This window comes from Streptomyces sp. NPDC102258, from assembly GCF_055584685.1.
The window spans coordinates 52,525-79,113 of sequence record NZ_JBVJLO010000008.1; the positions used below are offsets into that span (position 1 = coordinate 52,525).

Genomic DNA, 26,589 nt, shown 5'->3' on the forward strand with positions numbered 1-26,589 from the left:
CGCCGCCACCGGCGACCGCGCTCACCCTGTGTGACACCGCGCACCGGGGGCCCGTCGCCGACCGGTCCCCACCGCACCCTGGGTAAGGTGCGTCACCGCAGGTACGATGCAGCCCTGATTTATCGGCGATTTCATCGGCGGGGTGGACGACTCGTGTGCTCGGCGCGGGGATTGCCGCGCACCACGGGGCTGGCTTGTGGGGGATGTGATGGACTTCGGCATGCCGGGCAGCGCTCACGCCCCGGCCGAACTCGCCTGGCTGCGCGGCGTCGACGCCTGCACGATGGGCGCGTACCCGCAGGCGGAGGAGGAGTTCCGCGCGGCCGTCAGGCTCGATCCCGCCATGGCCGACGCCTGGCTGGGCCTGCACGCGCTGCGGGTGGACACGACGAACGCGTTATTGCGCATGTACGCCCACCGCGACCGCTTCGGGGAACAGCGGACCCGCCACCGGCGGACCCTGAACTCCTGGTACTGGCTGGGCTGGTGGGTGCAGCCGGTGCTGGAGAGCCGGCGGGACCTCTTACTGGCGCACGCCTCGCACTGGCTGGATGGCCGGCACGTCCCCGAACTGGACCAGGCGCTCGCCGCACTGCCACCGGTGGACACCGATCCGCAGGTGCGCTTCCTGCACGCCTGCCGGGCCTACCTGGTCAAGGACTGGGAGCAGCTCGTACGGCACACCGAACCGCTGGTGGACGATCCGCTGCTGGGCATCGAGGCGGGGCTCTTCGGCGGGATGGCCCGGGTCCGGCTGGAGATGTACGGGCAGGCCGAGCCGATGCTGTCGGCGGCGCTGATGCGCTGCCGCAGCGAGCAGCCGCAGCGCAAGGAGCTGCGGTACTGGCTGGCGCGGGCGCACGAGGGGACCGGGCGCAGCGCGGCGGCGCTGCCGCTGTACCGGGCGGTGCACCGGGTGGACCCGGCGTTCATGGACACCGCGGCCCGGCTGACGGCCATCGCGGACAGCAGCGACCCCGACGACATGGCCGGGTACGCGGGCTACGGCGCCCACACCGCGGAGGGCTTCGCCGGGCACGGCCTGTCCCCCGCCGGCGGGGACTTCACGGCGGTGGCGCTCGGCGGCGGGGGCGGCGGGCCCGTGCAGGACATCGCCGCGGACGGGCAGGTGGACGCCGACCCGCCGACGCCCGTGGAGCCGCCGGAGCAGCGGTTCGGGCCGCCCGGGGGTACGGGCCGGATGGAGGGCGTACGGCAGCACAAGGTGACGGTGCCGCCGCAGGGCGCGACGACCGGGCTGCCCCCGGGCCCCGCCGATCCGCACGCGCTGGCCGAGGCGCTCGCGGAACTGGAGCGGATGGTGGGCCTGGAGCCGGTGAAACGGCAGGTGAAGGCCCTCTCCGCGCAACTGCACATGGCCCGGCTGCGGGCGGCCCAGGGGCTGCCGGTCCAGCCCCCGAAGCGGCACTTCGTCTTCTCGGGGCCCTCGGGCACGGGCAAGACGACGGTGGCCCGGATCCTGGGGCGGGTGTTCTACGCGCTCGGGCTGCTGGGCGGCGACCACCTGGTGGAGGCGCAACGGGCCGACCTGGTGGGCGAGTTCCTGGGGCAGACCGCCGTCAAGGCGAACGAGCTGATCGACTCGGCGATCGGCGGGGTGCTCTTCGTGGACGAGGCGTACAGCCTGTCCAACTCCGGTTACAGCAAGGGCGACGCGTACGGCGACGAGGCGCTCCAGGTGCTGCTCAAGCGCGCCGAGGACAACCGGGACCACCTGGTGGTGATCCTGGCGGGCTACCCGGCGGGCATGGACCGGCTGCTGGCCGCCAACCCGGGGCTGTCCTCGCGGTTCACCACCCGGGTGGACTTCCCGAGCTACCGGCCACCCGAACTGACCGCGATCGGCGGGGTGCTGGCCGGGGCGAACGGCGACCGGTGGGACGAGGAGGCCCTGGAGGAGCTGCGCAGCATCAGCGGGCACGTGGTGGAGCAGGGCTGGATCGACGAGCTCGGCAACGGCCGCTTCCTGCGCACCCTGTACGAGAAGAGCTGCGCGTACCGGGACCTCAGGCTGGCCGGGTTCGCCGGGGAGCCCACGCGGGACGACCTGGCGACGCTGCGGCTGGCCGACCTGATGCAGGCGTACGGGGAGGTCCTGTCGGGGCGCGGCCCCAGCGACCCGGGACGGCCCGAGCCCCCGCCGCTGTAGCGGGGGCCCGGGCCGTCGCGGCCCGTCAGGCGCTGCGGGCGTACGCGCGGTGGGCCGGGTCGCGGACCTCGCCGACGAGCATTTCCAGGACGTCCTCCAGCGCCACCAGGCCGAGCACCTTCCCGGCCGGGTCGGCGACCTGGGCCAGGTGGGTGGCGTCCCGGCGCATGACGCTGAGGGCGTCGTCCAGCGGGAGCGTGGAGCTCAGGGTGGTCATCCTGCGCCACACCCGCTGCGGGACGGCCCGCTCCCGCTCCTCCAGGTCCAGGACGTCCTTGACGTGGAGGTAGCCCATGAAGGCGCCGGTGTCGGAGCGGACGGGGAAGCGGGAGTAGCCGGTGCGCACCGTCAGCTGTTCGATCTGGCGCGGGGTGACGGCCGGGCCGACGGTCACGAGCCGCTCGCGGGGCAGCAGGACGTCGGTGACCGGGCGGCTGCCCAGTTCGAGGGCGTCCTCCAGGCGTTCCTGCTCGACGGGTTCGAGCAGTCCGGCCTGCCGGGAGTCCTTGAGGAGACGGCCGAGCTGGGCACTGGTGTAGACGGCCTCCACCTCGTCCTTGGGCTCGACCTTGAAGAGCCTGAGGACGAGCACGGCGCAGGCGCCCAGCGCGCTGGTCACCGGCCCGCACACGCGGGCGAAGGCGACCAGGCCGGGGCTGAACCACAGGGCGGTCCGCTCGGGGGCCGCCATGGCGAGGTTCTTCGGGACCATCTCGCCGATCACCAGGTGCAGGAACACCACGGCGGCCAGGGCGAAGGCGTACCCGAGGGGGTGCACCAGGCCCTCCGGCAGGCGGGCGGCCTCGAAGAGGGGCTCCAGCAGCCGGGCCACGGTGGGCTCGGCGACCGCGCCGAGGGTGAGCGAGCACAGGGTGATGCCGAACTGGGCGGCCGCCATCATGCGCGGCAGGTTCTCCAGCCCGTACAGCACCTGGCGGGCCCGCTTGGAGCCGGCGGTGGCGAGGGGTTCGATCTGGCTGCGGCGTACGGAGACGAGCGCGAACTCGGCGCCGACGAAGAAGCCGTTGGCCAGGACGAGGAGCAGCGCGAAGAACAGCTGGAGGGCGTTCACCGGCGGCCCGCCTGGGCGAGTGCGGCCGGGGCCGGGACGGCGCCGAGCGGGGTGGTGGGCACCAGCCGGACGCGTTCGGCGCGGTAGCGGCCGACCTGGCGGACGGACAGCTTCCAGCCGGGCAGCTCGGCGCGGTCCCCGGGGGCGGGGATCCGGCCCAGCAGGTCGGCGACGAGACCGGCGACGGTCTCGTAGGGGCCCTCGGGCACCTCCAGGCCTATGCGGCGCAGGGTGTGGACGCGGCAGCTGCCGTCGGCCTCCCAGGAGGGGCGGCCGTCCTCGGTGGGCACGGCGGCCAGTTCCGGGCCGGCGTCTTCGGCGAGGTCGTGCTCGTCGCGGACCTCGCCGACGAGTTCCTCCACGATGTCCTCCAGGGTGACCACTCCGGCCGTGCCGCCGTACTCGTCGACGACCACGGCCATGGGCTGTTCGCTGCGCAGCCGTTCCAGCAGGGGCTGCACCGGCAGGGAGCCGGGCACCAGCAGCGGGGCGACGCAGATCCGGGCGACGGTGGTGCGGGCGCGCTCGGGCTCGGGCACGGCGAGGGCGTCCTTGAGGTGGACCACGCCGGTGACCTCGTCGATGCGGTCGCGGTAGACGGGGAAGCGGGACAGACCGGTGGCGCGGGTCAGGTTCAGCACGTCGGCCGCGGTGGCCGTGTGCTGGAGGGCGCTGACCTTCACGCGGGGGGTCATGACGTGCTGGGCGGTGAGCTCGCCCAGCGACAGGGTCCGTACGAAGAGGTCGGCGGTGTCCTGTTCGAGGGCGCCGGCCTGGGCCGAATGGCGGACCAGGGAGACCAGTTCGCCGGGGGTTCGGGCGGAGGCCATCTCCTCGGCCGGCTCGACGCCGAGTGCCCGTACGAGACGGTTCGCGACGGCGTTGAGGGCGGCGATGACGGGCCGGAAGGCCCGGGAGAAGACCGTTTGCGGGCCGGCCACGATCCTGGCCACCTGGAGCGGCCTGGAGACCGCCCAGTTCTTCGGGACGAGCTCGCCGACGACCATCTGGACGGCGGAGGCGAGCAGCATGCCGATGAGGACGGCGGCGCCGGGGACGACCCCGCGGGGCAGGCCGGTCGCGGCGAGGGGCCCCGACAGGAGTGCGGCGAGGGCCGGTTCGGCGAGCATGCCGACGACGAGCGAGGTGAGGGTGATGCCGAGCTGGGTGCCGGAGAGCTGGAAGGACAGCTCCCGCAGGGCGTCGACGACCGTGCGGGCACGGCGGTCGCCCTCGGCGGCGGCGCGTTCGGCCTCGGGTCTCTCCACCGTGACGAGGCCGAATTCGGCCGCCACGAAGAAACCGTTGGCGAGGATCAGGGCGAAGGCCGCCAGGAGCAGGAGTAGCGGGATGGTCATGCCGCCGCCTCCGCGGGGAGGGCGGCGCGTGTACTACCGGACGATCCGTCCATTGCTGGAGGGAGTCACTCCTCTGGTCGATGGGTGCCCGCGGGCCTCGGGGTCCCGGGGCGCGTGGGAGGGCGCGCGCTCGCGCCCCGCCACCAGGGTAGTCATTGAGATCGCCGCCGCAATGGGACGCAGCGACGAGACCGGCGGGTCAGTGGCCGGCTCCGCCGGATCCCCTGGTCTCGGCGAGGGCGCGCAGCGCGCGGGCGTCGCCGATCGCCTGGGCGCGGGCGATGCCGGGCTGGATGCCGAGGACGGGCAGGCTGGTGCCGTCGCTGAGGTCGAGGAAGACCCACGGGTCGCCGGGGCGGAGGTTCACGCGCAGGATCTGCGCCCATTCCAGGCGGCGGGTGGTGGTCAGGTTGACCACGGTGACCCCGCTCTCGTCCGCGACCACCTTGGGGCGGCTGAGCAGGACGAGGACGGAGGCCATCAGCGCCGCCGTGACGATGAAGCTGAGGCGCTCGCCGGGGCCGAGGTTCTCCAGCAGCAGCGCGATCGCGGTGATGGTGGCGAACATGACGAGCCCGACGCCCAGCAGCACCGCCCGGGTGCGGGTCGGCCGGAAGGTGACCGGCAGGGCGGGCGGGGCGGCGGGGGCGGCGGACTCGCTCATGGTGCTGGAGGTGCCTTCTGGAGGGGGCGTACGGGGCCGGGGACCGCGTACGGGTGACGGATGTACGGGTCGACGGGTCTGCGGGTCAGAGACGGCAGGCGTGGATCGAGGTGGTGAGGATCGCGCGGGCGCCGAGCTCGTACAGGTCGTCCATGATCCGCTGCGCTTCCTTGGCGGGGACCATGGCGCGGACCGCGACCCAGCCCTCGTTGTGGAGCGGGGAGATCGTCGGCGACTCCAGGCCCGGGGTGAGGGCGACCGCGCGCTCCAGGTGCTCGGCGCGGCAGTCGTAGTCCATCATCACGTAGCTGCGGGCCACGAGGACGCCCTGGAGGCGGCGCAGGAACTGCGCGACCTTCGGCTCCTCGACGCCGGCGCCGGTGCGGCGGATGACGGTCGCCTCGGACTGGAGGATCGGCTCGCCGATGACCTCCAGGCCGGCGTTGCGCAGGCTGGTGCCGGTCTCCACGACGTCGGCGATGATCTGCGCGACGCCGAGCTCGATGGCGGTCTCGACGGCGCCGTCCAGGTGGACGACGGAGGCGTCGATGCCCTGGTCGGCGAGGTGCTTGGCGACGATGCCCTCGTAGGAGGTGGCGATCGTCATGCCCTGGAAGTCCTCGGGGCCCTTCGCGGTGCCGGGCTTGGTGGCGTAGCGGAAGGTGGACCGGCCGAAGTTCAGCGGCAGGATCTCCTCGGCGTTGGCCCCGGAGTCCAGCAGCAGGTCACGGCCGGTGATGCCGATGTCGAGCTTGCCCGAGGCGACGTAGATCGCGATGTCCTTCGGGCGGAGGTAGAAGAACTCGACCTCGTTGTCGGGGTCGACCGTGACGAGTTCCTTGGACTCCTTGCGCTGGCGGTAGCCGGCCTCATGGAGCATCGCCGACGCCGGTCCGGAGAGTGAACCCTTGTTGGGGACGGCGATGCGCAGCATGGGGCTTCCTTTGGTGCGTAGGTGCGAAAGGGGGTGCGGGAGCGGGCGCGGGGTCCGCCGGGGAGGGCTGCGGCCTAGAGGTGCGCGTAGACGTCGTCGAGGGAGATCCCGCGCGCCACCATCATCACCTGAACGTGGTACAGCAGCTGGGAGATCTCCTCGGCGGCGGCTTCCTTGCCCTCGTACTCGGCGGCCATCCAGACCTCGGCGGCCTCCTCGACGATCTTCTTGCCGATGGCATGGACGCCCTTGCCGACGAGCTCGGCGGTGCGCGAGGTGCTGGGGTCGCCGTTGGCGGCCTTGAGCTGGAGCTCGGTGAAGAGCTCTTCGAAACTCTTGGAGGGTTCGTTCGCCATGATGGTCCCCAGAATAAGGGGTCCCGCGCCGCCGCTCAGCGCCAGGGTTCGCTGACGGTCCGCAGGGTCATGGCGGTGGAGACGGCGGCGGTGACCGCTTCGTGCCCCTTGTCCTCGTTCGACCCTTCAAGCCCGGCGCGGTCCAGCGCCTGCTCGTCGTTGTCGCAGGTCAGTACGCCGAAGCCGACGGGGACTCCGGTGTCGATCGACACCTGCACCAGGCCTTGGGTGACGCCCTGGCAGACGTAGTCGAAGTGCGGGGTGCCGCCGCGGATGACCACGCCGAGGGCGACGATGGCATCGTAACCGCGACCGGCGAGTACCTTCGCCACGACCGGCAGCTCGAAGCTGCCGGGGACGCGCAGCAGGGTGGGCTCGTCGATGCCCAGCTCGTGCAGGGCCCGCAGGGCGCCGTCGACCAGCCCGTCCATGACCTTCTCGTGCCACTGGGCCGCGATCACGGCCACCCGGAGGTCGCCGCAGTTCTTCACGCTCAGTACGGGTGCGCCCTTGCCGCTCACAGCTCTGCTCCTCGGTTCTTCTCGGTTGCGTGTTGCGTGTTGCGTGTTACTGGTTATTGGTTACTGGTTGCCGCAGGCGGAGGTGGGTACGGCACCCTCCAGCCAGGGCAGGTCGTGGCCCATCCGGTCCCGCTTGGTGCGCAGGTACCGCAGGTTGTGCTCGCCCGCCTCGATGGGCATCTGCTCGCGGCCGCTGACGGCGATGCCGTGGCGGACGAGCGCGGCGGACTTGTCGGGGTTGTTGGTCATCAGCCGGACGCTGCGGACGCCGAGGTCGGCGAGGATCTGGGCGCCGGCCCCGTAGTCGCGGGCGTCGGCGGGCAGGCCCAGTTCCAGGTTCGCGTCCAGGGTGTCGCGGCCGCGCTCCTGGAGTTCGTAGGCGCGCAGCTTGGACAGGAGCCCGATGCCCCGGCCCTCGTGGCCGCGCAGGTAGACGATCACACCGCGCCCCTCGGCCTGGATCCGGGCCATGGCGGCCTGGAGCTGGGGGCCGCAGTCGCAGCGCTGGGACTGGAAGATGTCGCCGGTCAGGCATTCGGAGTGCATCCGGGCCAGGACGCCCTCGCCGTCGCCGACCTCGCCGTGGACGAGGGCGACGTGCTCGACGCCGTCGACGGTGGAGCGGAACCCGTACGCGGTGAACTCGCCGAAGGCGGTCGGCAGGCTGACCTCGGCCTCGCGGCGGACGGTCGGCTCGGCGGAGCGGCGGTAGGCGATCAGATCCTCGATGGAGATGATCGTCAGTCCGTGCTTGCGGGCGAAGGGGATCAGCTCGGGCAGGCGCAGCATGACGCCGTCCTCGCCGGCGATCTCCACGATGGCGCCGGCCGGGCGCAGGCCCGCGAGCCGGGCGAGGTCGACGGCGGCCTCGGTGTGGCCGTTGCGGACCAGGACGCCGCCGGGCTTGGCGCGCAGCGGGAAGACGTGGCCGGGGCGGACGAAGTCCCCGGGGGCGGACGTGCCGTTGGCCAGCAGGCGCAGGGTGGTGGCGCGGTCGGCGGCGGAGATGCCGGTGGTCACGCCGTGGGCGGCGCTCGCGTCGACGGAGACGGTGAAGGCGGTCCGCATCGACTCGGTGTTGTGCTGGACCATCTGCGGGAGTTCCAGGCGCTCCAGCTCCGGGCCCTCCATGGGGGCACAGATCAGGCCGCGGCACTCGCTCATCATGAACGCGATGATCTCGGGGGTGGCCTTCTCGGCGGCGATGACGAGGTCGCCCTCGTTCTCGCGGTCCTCGTCGTCGACGACGACCACGGGGCGGCCGGCGGCGATGTCGCGGATGGCCTGTTCGACGGGGTCGAGACGGAAGGTTTCCGGCGCGCCGGGGGCGGGGACGTCCGGCACGGGCTTGAGGGGGGTCATGCCGTTGCTCCTTCGAGGGCCGGGGCGGGGTTGGTGCGCGAGCGCTGGTACCAGTCGTGGGCACCCCAGAGCACGAGGGCTCCGTAGATCACGTAGACGAACGCGGAGAAGGCGTAGCCGCTGGTGAAGGCCAGCGGGACGCCGACCGCGTCGACGAGCAGCCAGGCGAACCAGAACTCGACGAGGCCCTTGGCCTGGGCGTACATGGCGACGACGGTGCCGACGAAGATGTAGGCGTCGGGCAGCGGGTTCCAGGACATCCACGGGTAGAGGGTGAACAGCCCGGTGACGGCGAGGGTGCCGAGGGCGGCGGCGCCCAGCAGCAGGCCGCGCTCGCGCCAGGTGGCGAAGCGGACGGCCAGGGAGGCGTCCTGGGCCTGCCGCTTGCCGCGGCTCCACATCGTCCAGCCCCACAGGGCGACCACCATGACGACGACCTGCTTGCCGGCGTTGCCGGAGAGGTGCCCGGCGGCGAAGGCGACGAAGAGGATGGCGCCGGAGAGGAACTGGGTCGGCCAGGTCCAGATGGAGCGCCGCCAGCCGAGGGCGAGGGCGGCGAGCCCCATGGTGTTGCCTATCGCGTCGGACCAGATGATCTTCTGGCCGAACGCGCTGAACGCCTCGGAGTTGAGCCAGGTCAGAGCGCTCACCGGTTCGTCTCCTTCGGGTCGTTCGGGGTGGCGGTCAGGGGGTCCACGCCGGCTGCGAGGAGGCGCTCGACGTACTTCGCGAGGACGTCGACCTCCAGGTTGACCAGGTCTCCGGGCTGCTTGACGCCCAGGGTGGTCAGCGCGAGGGTGGTGGGGATGAGGCTGACGCTGAAGTACTCGGCGGCGGCCTCCACCACGGTCAGGCTGACACCGTCCACAGTGATAGAGCCTTTTTCTACGACGTACCTTGAGAGGTTCTCCGGGAGCGCGATCTTGACGATCTCCCAGTGCTCGGAGGGCGTCCGGGAGAGGATCGCGCCGGTGCCGTCGACGTGGCCCTGGACGAGGTGGCCGCCGAGGCGTCCGCCGAGGGCCATGGGGCGCTCCAGGTTGACGCGGGAGCCCGCGGTGAGCGCGCCGAGGCTGGAGCGGTTCAGGGTCTCCCGCATCACGTCGGCGGTGAACTCGCCGTCGGCGGTCTCCACCACGGTCAGGCAGACGCCGTTGACCGCGATCGAGTCGCCGTGCTTGGCGCCCTCGGTCACGACCGGGCCGCGCAGGCGGAAGCGGGAGGCGTCCGCGAGCCGTTCGACGGCGGTGACCTCGCCCAGTTCTTCGACGATTCCGGTGAACACTCAGTGCTCCTTGAGGGGCGTGTGGACGGTGGGGACGGCGGTGATGCGCAGGTCGGGGCCGATGCGGACGGCCTCGGTGATGTCGAGGCGCAGCGCCTCGGAGACGCTGAGGACGCCGGCGTCGGCGAGGGCGGCGGGGCCCGCGCCGAGGAGGGCGGGGGCGAGGTAGCCGACGACCCGGTCGACGGCTCCGGCCCGCAGGAAGGCGCCCGCGAGGGTGGGGCCGCCTTCGAGGAGGAGGGAGCGCAGGCCGCGGGCGTGGAGCCGGGCGAGCAGGTCGCCGATGGCGACGCGGCCGTCGTGCAGGGGCAGGCGGAGCAGCTCGACGTGCTCGGGCAGGTGGCCCGTGTCGGCGTCCTCGCCCACGACGAGCAGGGTGGGCGCGGCGCCGTCGAGGATGCGGGCGGTCGGCTGCACGCCCGCCCGGGTGTCGAGGGCGATGCGCAGGGGCTGGGTGGCGCCCTCGATCCCGCGGACGGCGAGGTGCGGGTCGTCCGCGCGCAGGGTTCCGCCGCCGACGAGGACCGCGTCGCAGGCGGCGCGCAGCCGGTGGACGTCGGCGCGGGACTCGGCGGACGTGATCCAGCGGCTGCTGCCGTCGGCGGCGGCGCTGCGGCCGTCGAGGGTGGCGGCGTACTTCCAGGTGACGTGGGGGCGGCCGAGCCGTACGGAGGTCAGCCAGGCGGCGTTGCCCGCCTCGGCCTCGGCGGCGAGGAGGCCGCCCTCGGCGCTGATCCCGGCGGCGCGCAGCGTGGCGCCACCGCCGCTGGCCTGCGGGTTCGGGTCGGAGACGGCGTAGAGCACGCGGCTGACGCCGGCCTCGACGAGGGCCTGGGCGCAGGGGCCGGTGCGGCCGGTGTGGTTGCAGGGTTCGAGGGTGACGTACGCGGTGCCACCGCGGGCCGCCTCGCCGGCCTGCCGCAGGGCGTGGACCTCGGCGTGGGGGCCGCCGGCCCGCTCGTGCCAGCCTTCGCCGACGACGGCGCCGGAGGCATCGGTGATCACGCACCCGACGACCGGGTTGGGACTGGTGGAGCCGAGTCCGCGCGCCGCGAGCTCGACGGCTCGCCGCATGGCCCGCACATCGGTGCCGGGCTCCGCGTTCACTTCGGCGTGTGTCGCCACCGGGTCCTCCTGCCTCATCGGGCACGGACTCCGGGGCCTGTCGGGATACGACAGATGAAGCGGGTAGCACACGCGGGGACGCCTGAGCCGGAAAGAACGGTCCGTCCGACACGTATCCGCTGGATACGCCGATGGACCGCCGACGGCGGCGTACCGGTGACTGGCCCGCCGCGCACTGCCTCCCATCCGGACTTTCACCGTCGGTCCAGGAATTTCACCTGGTCAACCGGCCGCTGGATGCGGACGGGTCGCGGACTATACCGCCGGTTCGGAATTACACCGACCCCGGAGTGCGCTGCTGCTACTGGTACTACGGCCAGTGTGCCACGGGGCCCCGACGGCCATGCGGGTGACGTGCTGTGGCCTGGGTCACAAACCAGCCGTATTCGAGGGGTGCTCGCGCACCCTGCGCGGCTTTGGTCCAGACCTATTGACGGTTTGGTCTAGTCCTCTTAACGTTCCCTTCATCTTCCCCGGGGATCCCGGCCCGCCGACGTGCGCACGTCGCGGACCGACCAGCGCCACGCTCCTGCCCGTCACCGCACGTCGTGTCCCGCCTACCTCCCCTCCCCAGGAGGCACCATGCCGTCCCCCACTCGTACGAGAGCGATGCTCCTGGCATCCGGCGCCGCGATCGCCGGACTGCTGGTCGGCGGCCTCTCGGCCGGCGTGTCCCACGCCGCCGACAACGAGAGCTGCCGCCCCGACGGTCTGTACAAGACCGCCGGCGCGGACGTCCCGTACTGCTCGGTCTACGACTCCGAAGGCCGCGAGAAGATGGGCGCGGACCACCAGCGCCGCGTCATCGGCTACTTCACCGGCTGGCGCACCGGCAAGGACGGCACGCCCGCCTACCTCGCCAACAACGTGCCCTGGTCGAAGGTCACCCACCTGAACTACGCCTTCGCCCACGTCGGGGCCGACAACAAGATCTCGGTCGGCGCGGACAACGCGAACAACGCCGCCACCGGGATGACCTGGCCCGGCCTCGCCGGCGCCGAGATGGACCCGGCCCTCCCGTACAAGGGCCACTTCAACCTGCTGAACAAATTCAAGAAGCAGTACCCGAACGTCAAGACGCTCATCTCGGTCGGCGGCTGGGCCGAGACCGGCGGCTACTTCGGCGACGACGGCAACCGCGTCGCCTCGGGCGGCTTCTACTCGATGGCCACCAACGCCGACGGCTCCGTCAACCAGGCCGGCATCGACACCTTCGCCGACTCCTCCGTGCAGTTCATCCGCACGTACGGCTTCAACGGCGTCGACATCGACTACGAGTACCCGACCACCATGAAGGACGCGGGCAACCCGCTGGACTGGCAGCTGTCCAACGCCCGCCGGGCCGGCCTCGTCAAGGGCTACGCCGCCCTCATGAAGTCACTGCGCGAGAAGCTCGACCGCGCGGGCGCCGCCGACGGCAGGCACTACCTGCTCTCCGTCGCCGCCCCCTCCTCCGGCTACCTGCTGCGCGGCATGGAGACGTTCCAGATGCAGCAGTACCTGGACTACGTCAACGTCATGTCCTACGACCTGCACGGCGCCTGGAACGAGTACGTCGGCCCCAACGCCTCGCTCTTCGACGACGGCAAGGACGGCGAACTGGCCGCCGCGAGCGTCTACTCCACCTCCCAGTACGGCGGCACCGGCTATCTGAACGCCGACTGGGCCTACCACTACTTCCGCGGTTCGATGCCGGCGGGCCGGATCAACATCGGCCTGCCGTACTACACCCGCGGCTTCAAGAACGTGCAGGGCGGCACGGACGGCCTGTGGGGCAGGGCCCCGGCGACCACCTGCCCGGCGGGCGCGGGGCTGACCAAGTGCGGTGACGGCGCGGTCGGCATCGACAACCTCTGGCACGACCTGGACACCAACGGCGTCGAGTCCCCGGCCGGCTCCAACCCGATGTGGCACGCGAAGAACCTGGAGAAGGGCGTCGTAGGCGACTACGTCACGAAGTACGGCCTCCCCGCGAACACCACGCTGACCGGCACCTACGCCCGCAAGTACGACTCCACGCTGGTGGCGCCGTGGCTGTGGAACGCGCAGAAGAAGGTTTTCCTCTCGACGGAGGACGAGCAGTCCGTCGCCGCCAAGGCCGACTACGTGGTCGGCAAGGGCATCGGCGGCACGATGGTGTGGGAGCTCGCGGGCGACTACGCGTACAACGCGGCCAAGGGCCAGTACGAGATGGGCGACACGCTCACCTCCCTGATGTACGACAAGTTCAAGGCCGCCTCCCCGTACGGCGCGAAGAAGGCGGGTACGGCGCTGCCCGCGCGGGCCGTCGACATCAAGACGGAGTTCACCGACTTCAAGCTCGGCGACTCCAACTACCCGATCACCCCGAAGCTGAAGATCACCAACAACACGAAGACCACCCTGCCCGGCGGTACGGAGTTCCAGTTCGACTACGGGACCTCGGCCCCGGCGAACGCCTCGGACCAGTCCGGCTTCGGCACGAAGGTGATCAGCACCGGGCACAGCGGCAGCAACGTCGGCGGTCTGAAGGGCGACTTCCAGCGGGTCTCCCTGAAGCTCCCGGCCTGGCAGACGCTGGCCCCGGGCGCCTCGGTGGACCTGGCGTTCAACTACTACCTGCCGGTGTCCACGCCCTCCAACTGGACGGTGAACATCTCCGGCACCACCTACGCCCTCGCCGGGGACCTGGCGCGCGGCACGACGCTGACGGAGCCGGGCACCACCACGCCCCCGACCACCCCGCCGACGACGCCGCCCACCACGCCGCCGACGACCCCGCCGACCACTCCCCCGACCACGCCTCCGGGCGGTACGTGCACCGCTCCGGCGTACGTGGCGGGCACGGTCTACAACAGCGGGACCCTCGTCTCCCACAAGGGCCACACCTGGAAGGCCCAGTGGTGGACGCAGAACGAGGAGCCCGGCACCACCGGTGACTGGGGCGTCTGGAAGGACCAGGGAGCCTGCTGACACCGGCGCCCTTCCCCGGTTGTTGACGTGAGGACCCGGTGGCCCGGCGGCCACCGGGTCCTCGCACGTCCGGGGCCCGTCCGGAAGTCCCCCGGCGCGGGGTGTCACATTCGGGCGGGCCCGTCTGTCCCCTGGGGGAGAGCACTCCCGAGGGAAGGACCCACGCATCATGAGCACGATCCTCGTCACCGGCGGCACCGGCAATCTCGGCGCCCTCGTCGCCACCCGGCTGCGCGAGCGGGACCACGAGGTCCGGGTGCTGAGCCGGCACGCGGAGCACTACCCGGTCGACCTGCGCGACGGCACCGGACTGGACGCGGCCATGGCGGGCGCGCGGGTGGTCGTGCACTGCGCGAGCAGCCCGCGCGGGGGCGACGAGGCGGCCGCCCGGCACCTGATCGAGGCGGCCCGCCGGGCCGGGACCGTCACCCACCTCGTGTACATCTCGATCGTCGGGGTGGACGTGGTCCCCTTCCCCTACTACCGGACCAAGCTGGCGGTGGAGCACCTGCTGGAGGAGTCGGGGCTGGGCGTCACCATCCTGCGGACCACGCAGTTCCACGACCTGGTGGCGCAGCTGGCCGCGGCGGCCGCGAAGCTGCCGGTGGCGCTGCTGCCCCGGGGGGTACGGGTGCAGCCGATCGCCGTCGAGGAGGTCGCGGACCGGCTGGCGGAGCTCGCGGAGCGGGAGCCCGCGGGGCGCGTCCCGGACATGGGCGGCCCCGAGGTACGCGCCCTGACGGACTGGGCCCGGGCGTACCTGGCGGCGACGGGGAGCCGGCGGCGGGTGGCGGGGATCCCGCTGGCGGGCAGGACGTACGCCGCCTTCCGCCGCGGCGGCATCCTGGCCGAGACCCACGCCGTGGGCCGGGGCACCTTCGCGGAGTACCTGGAACGGCGGCCCCCGGCCCGCGGCTGAGCGCGGGGTGGGGGGGCGGGGCCGGGCCAACCGGACCCGGCGCGACCGGGCCGGACGCAACCGGTTCGGTACCGGCTCCGGCCGGGCCGCCGCCCGTCAGGGGCCCGGCCCTTGGCGGGCCCGGCCCGTCAGGGGCCCGGCCCGCCAAGGGCCCGACCCGCCAAGGGCCCGACCCGCCAAGGGCCCGACCCGCCAAGGGCCCGGCCCGCCAAGGCCCGGCCCGCCAAGGCCCGGCCCGTCAGGGGCCGAAGAGGACCGACTGGGCCGCTTCGCGGGCGGCCAGGCGGGCGCCCTCCAGTACCGCCGGGCCGCCCAGGGCGGTGGCCCGGACCTCGGTCGGGGCGGGGGCGAGGGTGGCGAGGCGGCGCTCGACGCGGGCGGCGAGGGCGGGGCCGCCGGCGTGGCCGAGTTCGCCGCCGAGGACCACGCGGCCGGGGTCGAGGACCGCCGCGACGGCCGCCGCCCCGAGCGCGAGCCGCTCCGCGAGGGCGTCCAGGAAGGCCTCCGCGGCCGCGCCGGCGACGGCCTCCTCCACCGGCCCCCGGAACCCGTGCGCCAGGGCGAGGGCGCTCACGGCGTCCCGCCCCGCCAGCGCGTGGAAGCCGCCGCCGCAGTCGGTGGCGGAGGGCAGCCCCGCCGTCCCCGGCACCGGGAGGAAGCCGATCTCCCCCGCCCCGCCGGAGGCCCCCCGGCGCAGCCGTCCGTCCAGCACCACGGCGGCGCCCACCCCCGCGCCGAGCCACAGCAGCACGAAGGAGTCCACGTCCCGGGCGGCGCCCACGCGCTGCTCGGCCAGGGCCGCCAGGTTGGTCTCGTTCTCCACCACCACGGTCGCGGGCAGCCGCCGCTGGAGGGCGGCCACCAGGTCCCGGTGCCAGGCGGGCAGCCCCGCCGTGCCGGACAGTTCGCCGCTGCCGGGGGCCACCAGCCCGGGCGCCCCGACGACCACGGTGTGCAGTTCCCCGGCGCCGGCCTCGCGGGTGAGGGCCTCCAGCCGGTCCACGGCCTCGTCGACGGCGTCCACGGGCAGGGCGGCGGTGGCCAGCGGGCGGCCCAGCAGGTCGGTGACGACGGCGGTGGCGCTGTCGGTCCGTACGTCCAGGGCGGCGAGGTGGGCCCGGCGGGCCACGATCCCGTAGAGGCGGGCGTTCGGGCCGCGCCGCTGGGCGCCGGACTCGCCTACGACCTCGATCAGCCCGGCCGCGGCGAGCCGTTCGACGAGGTCGGCGACGGAGGGGCGGGAGAGGCCGGTCAGCTGCTTGAGCCGGCTCGCCGTCAGCGGCCCCTCCGCCTGGAGGAGCCGCAGGGCGAGACGGTCGTTGAGGGCCCGGGCCGTACTCGGCGACGCCGGGGAGGGCACGACGGCGGCGGGGGCGGCGGGGCTCGGCACCTTGGCGGGGATCACGGCGGTCACGGCGCCCATCTTAGGGAGGCGAAGGCCATTAACTATCAGGCAGGGTCCCTGATAGTTTACGGCCATGACACGGCCCTCGACCGGGGAACCCGGCCCCAGCCCGGCGCGCCTGCGCCGCGCCCGCTTCGCCATCGCCGCCGTCTTCTGCGCCCACGGCGCGGTCACCGGCTCCTTCGCCACCCGTATCCCCTGGATCCAGGAGCACGCCGGGCTCAGCGCCGGCGCCCTCGGCCTGGCCCTGGCCTTCCCCGCGCTCGGCGCGGCCCTCGCGATGCCGCTGGCCGGGCGGATCAACCACCGCTTCGGCGCCCGCAACGCCCTGCGCGGCCTGCTGTGCCTGTGGACCCTGTCGCTGATCCTGCCGAGCGTGGCCCCGAACCTGGCCGTCCTGTGCTGCGCCCTGTTCGTCTACGGAGCCACCGCGGGCATGGCGGACGTGGCGATGAACGCCCTCGGCGTGGAGACCGAGAACCGGCTCGGCCGCTCCATCATGTCCTCGCTGCACGGCATGTGGAGCGCGGGCGCCCTGCTGGGCTCGGCGGCCGGGACGGTCGCGGCGCACGCGGGGGCGGACGCCCGCCCGCACCACCTGATCGCCGCGCTCGTCCTGACCGGGGCCGGGCTGGTCGCCGTACGGGGTGTGCTGGACCTGCGCGGGGACGCCGGGGCGAAGGCGCCGCCGCACTTCGCGCTGCCGCCGAGGCCGGCCCTGCTGATCGGACTCCTCGGCTTCTGCGCGGTCTTCGCGGAGGGCGCCAGCATGGACTGGTCGGCGGTGTACCTGCGGGACGTGCTGCACACCGACGCGGGGCTGGCCGCCGCCTCGACCACCGCGTTCGCGCTGACCATGACCGTGGCCCGGCTGGCCGGGGACCGGGTGGTGGACCGCTTCGGGCCGGTGCGCACGGTCCGGGCGGGCGGGGCACTGGCCACCGCGGGCGGCCTGCTGGTGATCACGGTCCGCCATCCGGCGGCGGCCCTGGGCGGCTTCGGGCTGATCGGGCTCGGCATCGCGGTGGTGGTGCCGCTGGCCTTCGCGGCGGCGGCGCGCAGCGGTCCGGCTCCGGCGCAGGCCATAGCCGGGGTCGCGACGATCACGTACACATCGGGACTGATCGCCCCGTCCGCGATCGGCGCGGTGGCGGACGCCACCTCGCTCGTGGTGTCCTTCGGTCTGGTCACGCTGCTCGCGTTCGCCCTGATCGCGGGGGCGGCCGTACTGCGGGGCAAGCCGGTGCCGGGAGCCGTCGCCCTGCCCAACCAGGACGAACCTGCCCCAATCCGGCCGTAATATATCGGCTGGTCGTCACGCCTCGGGCGGGTCCGGCCGCGATGCTTGACGAACCGAACGGAAGTGGTGGGACATGGGCTTCGGCGTGCGCTGGACCCTGCACGGAGATGGGCGGACCCCCGCCCCCGGCGCGGTGGTGCGGCCGGACGAGCGGCTGTCGTGGCCGCGCACCGCCGGGCTCGGCGCCCAGCACGTCGTCGCGATGTTCGGGGCGAGTTTCGTCGCCCCGGTCCTCATGGGCCTGGACCCCAACCTGGCGATCATGATGTCGGGCATCGCGACCGTCATCTTCCTGCTCGCCACCCGCGGCCGGGTGCCCTCGTACCTCGGCTGCTCGCTCTCCTTCGTCGGGGTCGCCGCGGCGATCCGGGCCGGCGGCGGGAACAGCGCGGTCGTCACGGGCGCCGTGTTCGTGGTCGGCGGGGCGCTGTTCCTCGCCGGGCTGGCCGTCCAGCGGTTCGGGGCGCGGATCATCCACGCGGCCATGCCGCCGGTGGTGACGGGCGCCGTCGTGATGCTGATCGGCTTCAACCTGGCGCCGGTGACGGCCTCCACGTACTGGCCGCAGGACCAGTGGACGGCGCTGGCGACCATGCTGTTCACCGGGCTGGCCGTGGTCTGCCTGCGCGGGTTCTGGTCGCGCATCGCGATCTTCCTTGGCCTGCTCTTCGGGTACGGGCTCTCCTGGGTCTCCGATCTGGTCTTCGGGAAGATCCACTCGACGGCGGGCGGCCCGGAGGCGGTGGACCACTGGCGGCTCGACCTCTCCGGCGTCGCCAAGGCCGACTGGGTCGGGCTCCCGTCCTTCCACGCCCCGCAGTTCGAGTGGTCGGCGATCCTGATCGCGCTGCCGGTCGTCATCGCGCTGATCGCGGAGAACGCCGGGCACATCAAGGCCGTCGGCGAGATGACCGGCGACCCGCTCGACGACAAGCTCGGCACCGCCATCGCCGCCGACGGCGCCGCGTCCATGCTGTCCACGGCGGTGGGCGGGCCGCCCAACACCACGTACTCCGAGAACATCGGCGTCATGGCGGCCACCCGCGTCTACTCCACGGCGGCCTACTGGGCGGCGGCGGGCTTCGCGCTGCTGTTCGGCCTGTGCCCCAAGTTCGGCGCGGTCGTCGCGGCGATCCCGGGCGGGGTGCTCGGCGGCATCACCGTGATCCTCTACGGCATGATCGGCCTGCTCGGCGCCCAGATCTGGATCAACGGCGGGGTGGACCTGCGCAACCCGCTGAACCTGGTGCCGGCCGCGGCGGGCATCATCATCGGCGTCGGCGGGGTGAAGCTGCGCTTCAGCGACAGCTTCGAGCTGGGCGGCATCGCGCTGGGCACGATCGTGGTCATCACCGGCTACCACGCGCTGCGCTACTTCGCCCCGCCCCACCTCAAGCGGCAGGAACCCCTCCTCGACGCGGGCACCTCGGCGTACGACGAGCCGGGCGACGCGGGGGACAAGGAGCGGGGCGACGCCGGGCCGGACCACGCGGGGGACACGCCGCGTTGACGGCCGCTTCGCCCGAACCGGCGAAGCGTACGGCCAAGTTCCGCGCCCGGGCCCTCCCGGCTGCCAGGCTGCCCGCATGGAAGCGGTACTCGCGCGGATGCGCGCCCTCGACGAGCGGCTCCCCGCGCAGGACGGCGTGGCCGTCTTCAACCGGGTCTACCTGACGGTGACGCAGGCCCTGCACCACCGGATCGGCCACGGCGGCTTCCCGGCGCCCCGCCGGGCCGAGACGCTGAGCGTGCGGTTCGCGGAGCGGTATCTGCGGGCGGTGGAGGCCGAGGGCCGGGCCCCGGCCTGCTGGCGCCCGCTGCTCCAGTACCGCCGCCACCCGGGGGTGCGCCCGCTCCAGCACGCGCTGGCCGGGATCAACGCCCACATCGGGCACGACCTGGCCCTGGCGGTCGTCTCCTCCTGCCACGCCCTGGACTGCCCGCCCGCGGCCCTCGAAGCCGACTTCCACCGGGTCGGGGAGACGCTGGTCTCCCTGGAGGAACGCATCCGCGAGGACCTGATGCCGGGCCCGGACCTGCTGGAGGTCGCCGATCCGCTGACGCACCTGCTCGGCAGCTGGAGCCTGGAGCGCGCCCGCTCCGGCGCCTGGGCCGCGGCCCGCCTGCTGTGGACCCTGCGCCGCTCCCCCGACCTGGCCGAGGAGTTCACCGACTCCCTCGACGCGAGCGTGGGCCTGATCGGCCGCTGCCTGCTGACGCCCTCGCCGCTGAAGCCCCGTACGCGCGTGGCATGAGGACGGGCCGCCGCCGCGTTCGTGCGCGGGGGCGGCCCGTGGTCACGGGGGTCCGGGAGGGGTCAGTCCTCCGGGAGCTCGACCGGTGCGATGTCGTCGTAGACGTCGCCCGGGCCCGGGTTGGTCGGATCGGTCGTGCCGCCGAGGTGGTGCATGACGCCCCAGACCGCGTTCAGGGCGGTCTGGACGGCGCCCTCGGCCCAGCCGGCCGTCCAGGAGATGTCGTCGCCCGCGAGGAAGATGCCGCGCTTGTCCTCGGGCAGGCGGTCCTGCATGAAGTGGGTGAACAGGCGGCGCTGGTAGCGGTAGTGGCCCGGCAGGTTCGCCTTGAACGCCCCCATGAAGTAGGGCTCGTTCTCCCAGGAGACGGTCACCGGGTTGCCGATGATGTGCCGGCGGATGTCGACCTTGGGGTAGATCTCGCCGAGGGACTTCAGCATGACCTCCATCCGCTCGTTCGCGGACAGCGGCAGCCACTTGAGGCTGTCGTCGCACCAGGTGTACGAGAGGCAGATGACGGCGGGCTGGTCCGGGCCGTTGTCCAGCAGGTAGGTGCCGCGGGTCATCCGGTCGGTGAGGGTCATCGACATGACGTCGCGGCCCGTCTCCTCGTCCTTGTCCAGCCAGAACGGCCGGTCCACCGGGATGAAGAGCTTCGAGGACTCCATGTAGTGGGTGCGCTCGATCGCCGTCCAGTGGTCGATCGGGAACAGCGTGTCGTCGCAGGCGATCTTGGAGAGCAGCATCCACGACTGTGCCGTGAAGATCGCGGCGCGGTACGTGCGGATGTCGCCGTCGGCGTCGGTGACGGTGATGCGGTTGCCCGCCGTGCGGTGCAGCCGGGTGACCGCCGGACGCGGGGCGCCGCCGTGCAGGGACGACAGCGAGGTGCCCTGGGCCCAGTGCAGGATCTTCTCGGGCTCGCGCTCCCACAGGCGCAGCGGCAGCTGCTGCGAGCCGCCGACGATGCCGCGGTGGTGGTCGTCCGCCTCGGTGTAGACGACGCGCAGGATCTCCAGGATGGAGTTCGGGAAGTCGGTGTCCCAGCCGCCGGTGCCGAAGCCGACCTGGCCGAAGATCTCGCGCTTGCGGAAGGACTGGAAGGCCTCGGACTTGCAGAGGAAGCCGTAGAAGGTCTCGTCGTCCAGCTTCTCGACCAGCTTCGCCCAGATCTCGCGGATGCGCGGGACGTCCCGCTCGCGCATCGCGGTGTTCATGTCGGAGAAGTCGGCGCCCTCGTCCAGGCAGGCGTTCCACGCGGCGGACACGTCGCGGTAGATCTGCGGGAGGTCGGCGATGGTCTCGGCGTAGTGGGTCTCGCCCTTGAGGTCCACGACCGTGGAGGGGGTGGACTCGGCGAGCGGGTTCGGGAACGGCTCGGTGACCAGGCCCACCAGGTCGATGTAGTGCTGGAGGGCGGTGGAGGACGGCGGGAAGCGCATGGCGCCCATCTCCGCGGTCAGGTTCTCGGTGCCCGCGCCCTCGAAGCCGACGGTGCGCAGCCGGCCGCCGATCTGGTCGGCCTCGTACACGACGGGCTTGAGGCCCATCTTCATCAGCTCGTAGGCGGAGATGATGCCCGACAGGCCGCCGCCGATGACGGCGACCTCGGTGCCGTGCTCGGTCGCCGGTATCTGACCGAGGCCCGCCGGGTGGGCGAGGAAGTCGTCGTACGCGTACGGGAAGTCAGGCCCGAACATGGTGATCGGGGGCTGACCGTCGCTGTGCGGGACGGCGGTGGTGGGCACCGTGGACGTCATGGGGGTACGTCTCCTTGCGGGGTGGGGCAGGGGGCGGCGGGCGGCGGCGGGGCGGGCTCGGGTCCGGGCCCGGACTCAGACCAGGGAGGCGTAGAGGCCGGGGCGGCGGTCGCGCAGGTAGGGGTTGTTCCGGCGCGACGCGGCGAGCAGCTCGGGGTCGACCTCGCCGAGGACCATCTCCTCGCCGCGGCCGGCCCGGGTGCGGGTGACTCCGTCCGGGTTGGCGAGGCAGCTGAGGCCGATGAACTCGAACTCGCCCTCGGGGCCGGTCCGGTTGACGTACGCGATGTACATCTGGTTCTCGAAGGCCCGTACGGGGACCAGCTGTTCGGCGACGAACTGGAACGGGTGCATCTGCGCGGTCGGGACCAGGAGGAGGTCGGTCCCGGCCAGGGCGTGGGCCCGGACGTTCTCGGGGAACTCCACGTCGTAGCAGATCATGATGCCGACGCGGAGGCCGTTCAGGTCCGCCTGGACGACGGGGGTGTCGCCGGGGGTGAAGGCGTCCTGCTCGAAGCAGCCGAAGAGGTGGGTCTTGCGGTAGTTCGCCAGCGCGGTCCCGTCGGGGCCGATGAGCTGCGCGGAGTTGTAGACCGCCGTGCCCGCCCGCTCGGGGTAGCCGTACAGGACGGCGACCCCGTGGCGGCGGGCGATCTCGCCGATGGCGACGGCGGACGGGCCGTCGGCCGGCTCGGCGATCCCGGGGATGTCCTGCAGGTCCAGCGCGTAGCCGGTGAGGAACATCTCCGAGGTCACGAGGAGCCCGGCCCCGCCCTGTGCGGCGCGCGCGGCGGCCTCGTCGAGCCGCTTCAGGTTCTCGGCGGTGTCGCCGAGCCGTCCGGAGCTCTGGAGGAGTGCGGTGCGCAGCGGGGGCATGGGCGTACCTCTGTGACAGGTGGGGTGGGGGTCGTAAAACGGTACGTGCGCACGTTCGACGGCGACAAGCCATGACCGTTGCGCTCTGCGCATCGATTTGTTGCGCGTTCCGGGACGTACCCGGCGATTCGTTGCTTCGGGGCGGCGGCGGGGCCCTGGAGCGCCTCCCCGGGGCCGTCGACGGCGACGGTCGGGCGGTCCTGGAGAGCATACGGGCGCGCGGTGAGCCGGTCTTCGCGGAGGGCGCGGAGCACCCTGCGGCCCGCCGCCTCGGGGGACGGGGCCGGTGGGTGGGGAGGCGGCGGGGTTCGGGCGGTGCCGGGGAAATCGGACCGCTCCCCGGGGCCCTCGGGGCATAGCCTGCCCCAGGCCGAAGCTGTCCCCGCAGTCGCGCGGCGCCGTGCCCGGCCCGCCGACCAGGGGGGGACCGGCCGTTGCGCTCCCCCACGGAAGGATCTCCGTACCCGATGCCCACCGAGCACCTCACCTCGCCGCTCGACAACCCGGTGTGGGCCGCGCTCAGCGGCCCGCACCGGGGCTTCGCCGAGGCCGGGCCGGCCGGCCTCGCCGCCCGCTACCTGCCCGCCGCGACCCCGTTCGGCGCGCTCGCCGACCCGTACGACCCCGCCTCCTGGGCGGACCTCGCCGCGCTGGCCGGTCCCGGCGAGACGGTGTGGCTGACCGGCCTCCCGCCGGCCCCGCCGCCCGGCTGGGACACCGTGATGACCATCCCCGGCGTCCAGCTCGACGGCCGGTCCGCACCAGCCGAGCCCGCGCCGGAGGCCGTCCGCCTCGGCCCCGCCGACGTCGCGGAGATGACGGAGCTCGTGCGGCTGACCGAGCCCGGCCCCTTCTTCCCGCGCACCGTCGAACTCGGCACCTACCTCGGCATCCGGCACGAGGGCCGGCTCGTCGCGATGGCCGGGGAACGCATGCATCCGCCGGGCTGGACCGAGATCAGCGCCGTCTGCACCCACCCGGACCACCGCGGCAAGGGCCTCGCCGGACGGCTGATCCGGGCGGTGGCGGCCGGGATCCTCGACCGTGGGGACTCCCCCTTCCTGCACGCGGCGGCCGACAACACCAACGCCGTCCGGCTGTACGAGTCGATGGGCTTCACCCTGCTCCGCGAACCGGTCTTCATCGGCCTGCGCACCCCGGCCCACCCCGCCGGGCTGTGACCTCATATGTGCCGCACGAAGGGGGTCGCATGTCACGCGATACGGCCGAGGCCGAGGCGGGGATGAAGGGGATCACGTTTCACGCCTGGCGCGGAAAGCACTACGTGACCCTGGCCGAGCTACTGGTTCGCCTCGGCAGCTTCGGCCTGGACCTGACGTGGCGCGTCGAGTTCGACGAGATCGTCGACCCGCGCTGCGTCGAGATGGCGAGGAGGTCCGCCGACGCGGGCATGGACACGTTGACGCTGTTGTCGCTGACGACTCCCTTCCTCCAGCTCATCGACGCCGAAGCACGGGGGTTCGCCGAGGACAGGCTGGTGCTCGTCCTGACCGAATTCGACAGCTCCTTGTGGGATGTCAGGGCGGCCGACGAGCGCGTACTCGGCGAACTGCGCCGCCATTACCCGGATGCCAAGGACCTCTGAAGGGGCGCTTCACCTCGTACGTGCTGCTGAGCGCGGGCGGCCGTGGACCCGACGCTGACGATGTCCGGCGGAGGTTGCCGGTAACCGGCGGGCGGGATGGGCGGGTTCGGGGGTTTCGGGGCGCGTCGGGCGGTCAGACGCGGAGGGAGCGACGGAACCTACGGAAGGGAAACTGCCATGAACGACGTGTCCCATCTGCCCGGCGCCGCGCGCCACCACTGGCAGTGGCAGACGCGGGCAGCCTGCCGGGGCCTGGGCCCGGGGCGGTTCTTCCACCCCGCCGGGGAGCGGGGCGAGGACCGCGAGGGCCGGGACGAGGCCGCGAAGCGGGTCTGCGCGGGCTGCCCGGTGCGGACCGCCTGCCTGGAGCACGCGCTGAGCACCCGGGAGCCCTTCGGGGTGTGGGGCGGCCTGACGGAGGAGGAGCGGCGCCGGCTGCTCACCGGTGCGCGGGGCCGGGTGGCGGTGTAGCACCGCCCCACTCGGCCACGGCCGGGCTCCGCGGATCGGTCGGCGGCCGGGTCTGGATCTTCATGCCGCCGATCCCGGGACGCGGCTGTGACAGCCCGCCGCCCGCCCGGGAGCGTTACGCGGGGGCGCCCGAGGTGAAGCGGCGCAGCAGGGGCGAGAGGACGAGGACGGACTTGGTGCGTTCCACGAAGGGCTCGCCCGCGATGCGTTCCAGGACCCGCTCGAAGTGGCGCATGTCGGAGGCGAAGACCTGGACGAGGGCGTCCGCGTCGCCGGTGACGGTCGACGCGGACACCACTTCGGGGTAGCGCTCCAGCCCTCGCCGGATGTCGTCCGGCGAGGTGTTGTGGCGACAGTAGATCTCGATGAAGCCCTCGGTCTCCCAGCCCATCGCGGCGGGGTCCACGCGGACCGTGAAGCCGGTGATGGCGCCTTCGGCGCGCAGGCGGTCGACGCGTCGCTTGACGGCGGGCGCCGACAGGCCGACCTCGGAGCCGATGTCCGCGTAGGAACGGCGGGCGTCCTCGGCGAGGGCGTGCACGATGCGTTCGTCGAGATCGTTCAGTCGCACTGCGGGTGGATCACTTCTCTGCTGTGGCCAGTGTGGAGCGGCGGATGCCGTACAGGAAGTAGACCACGAGGCCGACGGCCATCCAGCCACCGAAGGCCACCCACGTGGCGAGCGGCAGGCTGTACATCATGTAGGCGCAGGCGAGGAAGCCGAGGATCGGCGTGACCGGGAAGAGCGCCACCTTGAAGGTGCGGGGCATGTCGGGCTTGGTGCGGCGCAGGATCACGACGGCGACGTTGACCAGGGCGAAGGCGAAGAGCGTGCCGATGCTGGTGGCGTTGGCCAGTTCGCCCAGCGGGATGAAGGCGGCCAGCGCCCCGCAGAAGAGGGAGACGATGACCACGTTGGCGCGGGGGGCGCCGGACTTCTCGTCGACCTTGGCGAAGACCTTGGGGACGAGACCGTCGCGGGACATCGCGAAGAGGATGCGGGTCTGTCCGTAGAGGACGGCGAAGACGACGGAGGCGATGGCGACGACGGCGCCCGCGGCGAGCACGACGCCCCAGAAGCTGTGGCCGGTGACGTCGGTCATGATCTGGGCGAGCGCGGCCTCGGTGCCCGCGAAGTCCTGCCACGGCATGGCGCCGACGGCGACGAACGCGACGAGGACGTAGAGGACGGTGACGATGCCCAGCGAGAGCATGATCGCGCGGGGCAGGTCCTTCTTCGGGTTCTTGGCTTCCTCACCGGCGGTGGAGGCGGCGTCGAAGCCGATGTAGGAGAAGAAGAGGGTGGAGGCGGCGGCGCTGATGCCGGTGACGCCCAGCGGGGCGAGCGGGGTGTAGTTGCCGGACTTGATGCCCATGACGCCGATGCCGATGAAGAGCACGAGGGTGACGATCTTCACGCCGACCATGACCGAGTTGATCGTGGCGCTCTCCTTGGCGCCGCGCATCAGGAAGACCATGGCGAGCAGGACCACGACCAGCGAGGGCAGGTTGATGAAGCCGCCCTCGCCCATCGGGGCGGAGATGACCTCGGGGAGGGTGACGCCGATGGTCCCGTCGAGCAGCTCGTTGAGGTACTGGCCCCAGCCGACGGCGACGGCCGCGACGGAGACGGCGTACTCCAGGACCAGGCACCAGCCGCAGATCCAGGCGATGAACTCGCCCATGGTCGCGTACGAGTACGAGTACGAGGAGCCGGAGACCGGCACGGAGCCGGCCAGCTCGGCGTAGGACAGGGCCGAGAACAGGGCGGTCAGGCCCGCGATGATGAAGGAGATCGTGACGGCCGGGCCCGCCTTGGGGGCGGCCTCGCCGAGGACGACGAAGATGCCGGTGCCCAGGGTGGCACCGATGCTGATCATCGTCAGCTGCCACATGGTGAGCGAGCGGCGCAGCGAGCCGCCCTCGCCCTGGCCGCCCTCGGCGACCAGCGTCTCCACGGGCTTGCGGCGCAGCAGCGGGTGCGCGGGCTTGCGGGGCTCGGACGTGAGCGGTGGCGCCTGGCCGTGATCGAGCACGAGGGGACTCCTTTGACACTGCGGATGGGGACTGTCAGGCGTCGACCGCAGCGGTCCGGAGCAGTTCACAGGCAGGGGTGAGCCTGCCTGGGCATGGGGGGACCGCCGAGCAGGCGGTCCGCGCCACTCCACGTACAGCGAGTGAGCCTACGAGCTGAGTGA

24 protein-coding genes and 1 riboswitch are annotated in these 26,589 nt (G+C 72.8%); of the genes, 9 read left to right on the forward strand and 15 right to left on the reverse strand.

Features of this window, described 5'->3' with window-relative positions; translation table 11 throughout:
• The first annotated feature begins 208 nt into the window (after positions 1–208).
• On the forward strand, positions 209–2,170 hold the full coding sequence (locus ACZ6ZT_RS15555; RefSeq protein ID WP_469719690.1) for an AAA family ATPase: 1,962 nt from the start codon (positions 209–211) through the stop codon (positions 2,168–2,170).
• A 25-nt stretch (positions 2,171–2,195) separates the two neighbouring features.
• Here the strand turns inward: ACZ6ZT_RS15555 and ACZ6ZT_RS15560 are convergent, their stop codons facing one another.
• The 10 genes from ACZ6ZT_RS15560 to ribD all read right to left on the reverse strand — a co-directional run bounded on the left by ACZ6ZT_RS15560 (position 2,196) and on the right by ribD (position 10,865).
• The gene (locus tag ACZ6ZT_RS15560; protein ID WP_469719691.1) at positions 2,196–3,242 is read right to left on the reverse strand and encodes a hemolysin family protein; all 1,047 of its coding nucleotides are present in this window, start codon (positions 3,240–3,242) and stop codon (positions 2,196–2,198) included.
• Positions 3,239–4,600, reverse strand: coding sequence for a hemolysin family protein (locus tag ACZ6ZT_RS15565; protein WP_469719692.1), 1,362 nt, complete (start codon positions 4,598–4,600; stop codon positions 3,239–3,241). Before ACZ6ZT_RS15565 ends, ACZ6ZT_RS15560 begins: the two co-directional genes overlap by 4 nt.
• A gap of 199 nt (positions 4,601–4,799) precedes the next feature.
• A complete protein-coding gene (locus tag ACZ6ZT_RS15570; protein ID WP_469719693.1) occupies positions 4,800–5,264 on the reverse strand; it encodes a PH domain-containing protein in 465 nt (154 codons plus the stop codon).
• A gap of 85 nt (positions 5,265–5,349) precedes the next feature.
• Complete coding sequence (gene hisG, locus ACZ6ZT_RS15575) at positions 5,350–6,198, reverse strand: ATP phosphoribosyltransferase (protein ID WP_469719694.1); 849 nt, start codon at positions 6,196–6,198, stop codon at positions 5,350–5,352.
• Between the two features lie 74 nt (positions 6,199–6,272).
• Entirely contained in the window at positions 6,273–6,554 is a 282-nt protein-coding gene (locus ACZ6ZT_RS15580) for a phosphoribosyl-ATP diphosphatase (RefSeq protein WP_388019633.1), read from the reverse strand.
• 35 nt (positions 6,555–6,589) lie between these two features.
• A complete protein-coding gene (gene ribH / locus ACZ6ZT_RS15585) occupies positions 6,590–7,075 on the reverse strand; it encodes a 6,7-dimethyl-8-ribityllumazine synthase (RefSeq protein ID WP_042817356.1) in 486 nt (161 codons plus the stop codon).
• A 60-nt stretch (positions 7,076–7,135) separates the two neighbouring features.
• Positions 7,136–8,437 carry a bifunctional 3,4-dihydroxy-2-butanone-4-phosphate synthase/GTP cyclohydrolase II gene (locus ACZ6ZT_RS15590; RefSeq protein WP_469719695.1) on the reverse strand — a complete coding sequence of 434 codons (1,302 nt, stop codon included), beginning with the start codon at positions 8,435–8,437 and terminating at the stop codon, positions 7,136–7,138.
• Positions 8,434–9,087: a nicotinamide mononucleotide transporter family protein gene (locus ACZ6ZT_RS15595; RefSeq protein ID WP_469719696.1), complete on the reverse strand. Its 654-nt coding sequence runs from the start codon at positions 9,085–9,087 to the stop codon at positions 8,434–8,436. Before ACZ6ZT_RS15595 ends, ACZ6ZT_RS15590 begins: the two co-directional genes overlap by 4 nt.
• Entirely contained in the window at positions 9,084–9,722 is a 639-nt protein-coding gene (locus ACZ6ZT_RS15600) for a riboflavin synthase (protein WP_469719697.1), read from the reverse strand. Before ACZ6ZT_RS15600 ends, ACZ6ZT_RS15595 begins: the two co-directional genes overlap by 4 nt.
• Positions 9,723–10,865 carry a bifunctional diaminohydroxyphosphoribosylaminopyrimidine deaminase/5-amino-6-(5-phosphoribosylamino)uracil reductase RibD gene (ribD, locus tag ACZ6ZT_RS15605; protein WP_469719698.1) on the reverse strand — a complete coding sequence of 381 codons (1,143 nt, stop codon included), beginning with the start codon at positions 10,863–10,865 and terminating at the stop codon, positions 9,723–9,725. It lies immediately after the preceding gene.
• 150 nt (positions 10,866–11,015) lie between these two features.
• Positions 11,016–11,145, reverse strand: a riboswitch (FMN riboswitch).
• A gap of 284 nt (positions 11,146–11,429) precedes the next feature.
• On the opposite strand from ribD, the gene ACZ6ZT_RS15610 reads away from it, so the two are divergent.
• Both ACZ6ZT_RS15610 and ACZ6ZT_RS15615 read left to right on the forward strand, forming a co-directional pair.
• On the forward strand, positions 11,430–13,799 hold the full coding sequence (locus ACZ6ZT_RS15610) for a chitinase C-terminal domain-containing protein (protein ID WP_469719699.1): 2,370 nt from the start codon (positions 11,430–11,432) through the stop codon (positions 13,797–13,799).
• A gap of 169 nt (positions 13,800–13,968) precedes the next feature.
• A complete protein-coding gene (locus tag ACZ6ZT_RS15615; protein WP_469719700.1) occupies positions 13,969–14,718 on the forward strand; it encodes an SDR family oxidoreductase in 750 nt (249 codons plus the stop codon).
• Positions 14,719–14,956: 238 nt separating this feature from the next.
• Here the strand turns inward: ACZ6ZT_RS15615 and ACZ6ZT_RS15620 are convergent, their stop codons facing one another.
• A complete protein-coding gene (locus ACZ6ZT_RS15620; RefSeq protein WP_469719701.1) occupies positions 14,957–16,141 on the reverse strand; it encodes an ROK family transcriptional regulator in 1,185 nt (394 codons plus the stop codon).
• Between the two features lie 55 nt (positions 16,142–16,196).
• Here ACZ6ZT_RS15620 and ACZ6ZT_RS15625 point away from each other — a divergent pair, with 55 nt between their 5' ends.
• The 3 genes from ACZ6ZT_RS15625 to ACZ6ZT_RS15635 all read left to right on the forward strand — a co-directional run bounded on the left by ACZ6ZT_RS15625 (position 16,197) and on the right by ACZ6ZT_RS15635 (position 19,678).
• A complete protein-coding gene (locus tag ACZ6ZT_RS15625; RefSeq protein WP_469719702.1) occupies positions 16,197–17,423 on the forward strand; it encodes an MFS transporter in 1,227 nt (408 codons plus the stop codon).
• A gap of 73 nt (positions 17,424–17,496) precedes the next feature.
• Positions 17,497–18,933 (forward strand): uracil-xanthine permease family protein, encoded by a 1,437-nt coding sequence (locus ACZ6ZT_RS15630; RefSeq protein ID WP_469719703.1) that lies wholly within the window; start codon positions 17,497–17,499, stop codon positions 18,931–18,933.
• A gap of 76 nt (positions 18,934–19,009) precedes the next feature.
• Complete coding sequence (locus ACZ6ZT_RS15635) at positions 19,010–19,678, forward strand: DUF5995 family protein (protein ID WP_469719704.1); 669 nt, start codon at positions 19,010–19,012, stop codon at positions 19,676–19,678.
• A gap of 62 nt (positions 19,679–19,740) precedes the next feature.
• On the opposite strand, the gene ACZ6ZT_RS15640 is transcribed toward ACZ6ZT_RS15635, so the two are convergent.
• On the reverse strand, positions 19,741–21,438 hold the full coding sequence (locus ACZ6ZT_RS15640) for a flavin monoamine oxidase family protein (protein ID WP_469719705.1): 1,698 nt from the start codon (positions 21,436–21,438) through the stop codon (positions 19,741–19,743).
• A 75-nt stretch (positions 21,439–21,513) separates the two neighbouring features.
• On the reverse strand, positions 21,514–22,314 hold the full coding sequence (locus ACZ6ZT_RS15645; RefSeq protein ID WP_469719706.1) for a carbon-nitrogen hydrolase family protein: 801 nt from the start codon (positions 22,312–22,314) through the stop codon (positions 21,514–21,516).
• Positions 22,315–22,781: 467 nt separating this feature from the next.
• Here ACZ6ZT_RS15645 and ACZ6ZT_RS15650 point away from each other — a divergent pair, with 467 nt between their 5' ends.
• The 3 genes from ACZ6ZT_RS15650 to ACZ6ZT_RS15660 all read left to right on the forward strand — a co-directional run bounded on the left by ACZ6ZT_RS15650 (position 22,782) and on the right by ACZ6ZT_RS15660 (position 24,391).
• On the forward strand, positions 22,782–23,495 hold the full coding sequence (locus ACZ6ZT_RS15650; RefSeq protein ID WP_469719707.1) for a GNAT family N-acetyltransferase: 714 nt from the start codon (positions 22,782–22,784) through the stop codon (positions 23,493–23,495).
• Positions 23,496–23,524: 29 nt separating this feature from the next.
• Positions 23,525–23,920: a hypothetical protein gene (locus tag ACZ6ZT_RS15655; RefSeq protein WP_469719708.1), complete on the forward strand. Its 396-nt coding sequence runs from the start codon at positions 23,525–23,527 to the stop codon at positions 23,918–23,920.
• Between the two features lie 177 nt (positions 23,921–24,097).
• On the forward strand, positions 24,098–24,391 hold the full coding sequence (locus ACZ6ZT_RS15660) for a WhiB family transcriptional regulator (RefSeq protein ID WP_469719709.1): 294 nt from the start codon (positions 24,098–24,100) through the stop codon (positions 24,389–24,391).
• A gap of 115 nt (positions 24,392–24,506) precedes the next feature.
• Here the strand turns inward: ACZ6ZT_RS15660 and ACZ6ZT_RS15665 are convergent, their stop codons facing one another.
• The gene (locus ACZ6ZT_RS15665) at positions 24,507–24,962 is read right to left on the reverse strand and encodes an Lrp/AsnC family transcriptional regulator (protein ID WP_007262967.1); all 456 of its coding nucleotides are present in this window, start codon (positions 24,960–24,962) and stop codon (positions 24,507–24,509) included.
• Between the two features lie 10 nt (positions 24,963–24,972).
• A complete protein-coding gene (locus tag ACZ6ZT_RS15670; RefSeq protein WP_469719710.1) occupies positions 24,973–26,427 on the reverse strand; it encodes an amino acid transporter in 1,455 nt (484 codons plus the stop codon).
• Positions 26,428–26,589 lie beyond the last annotated feature (162 nt).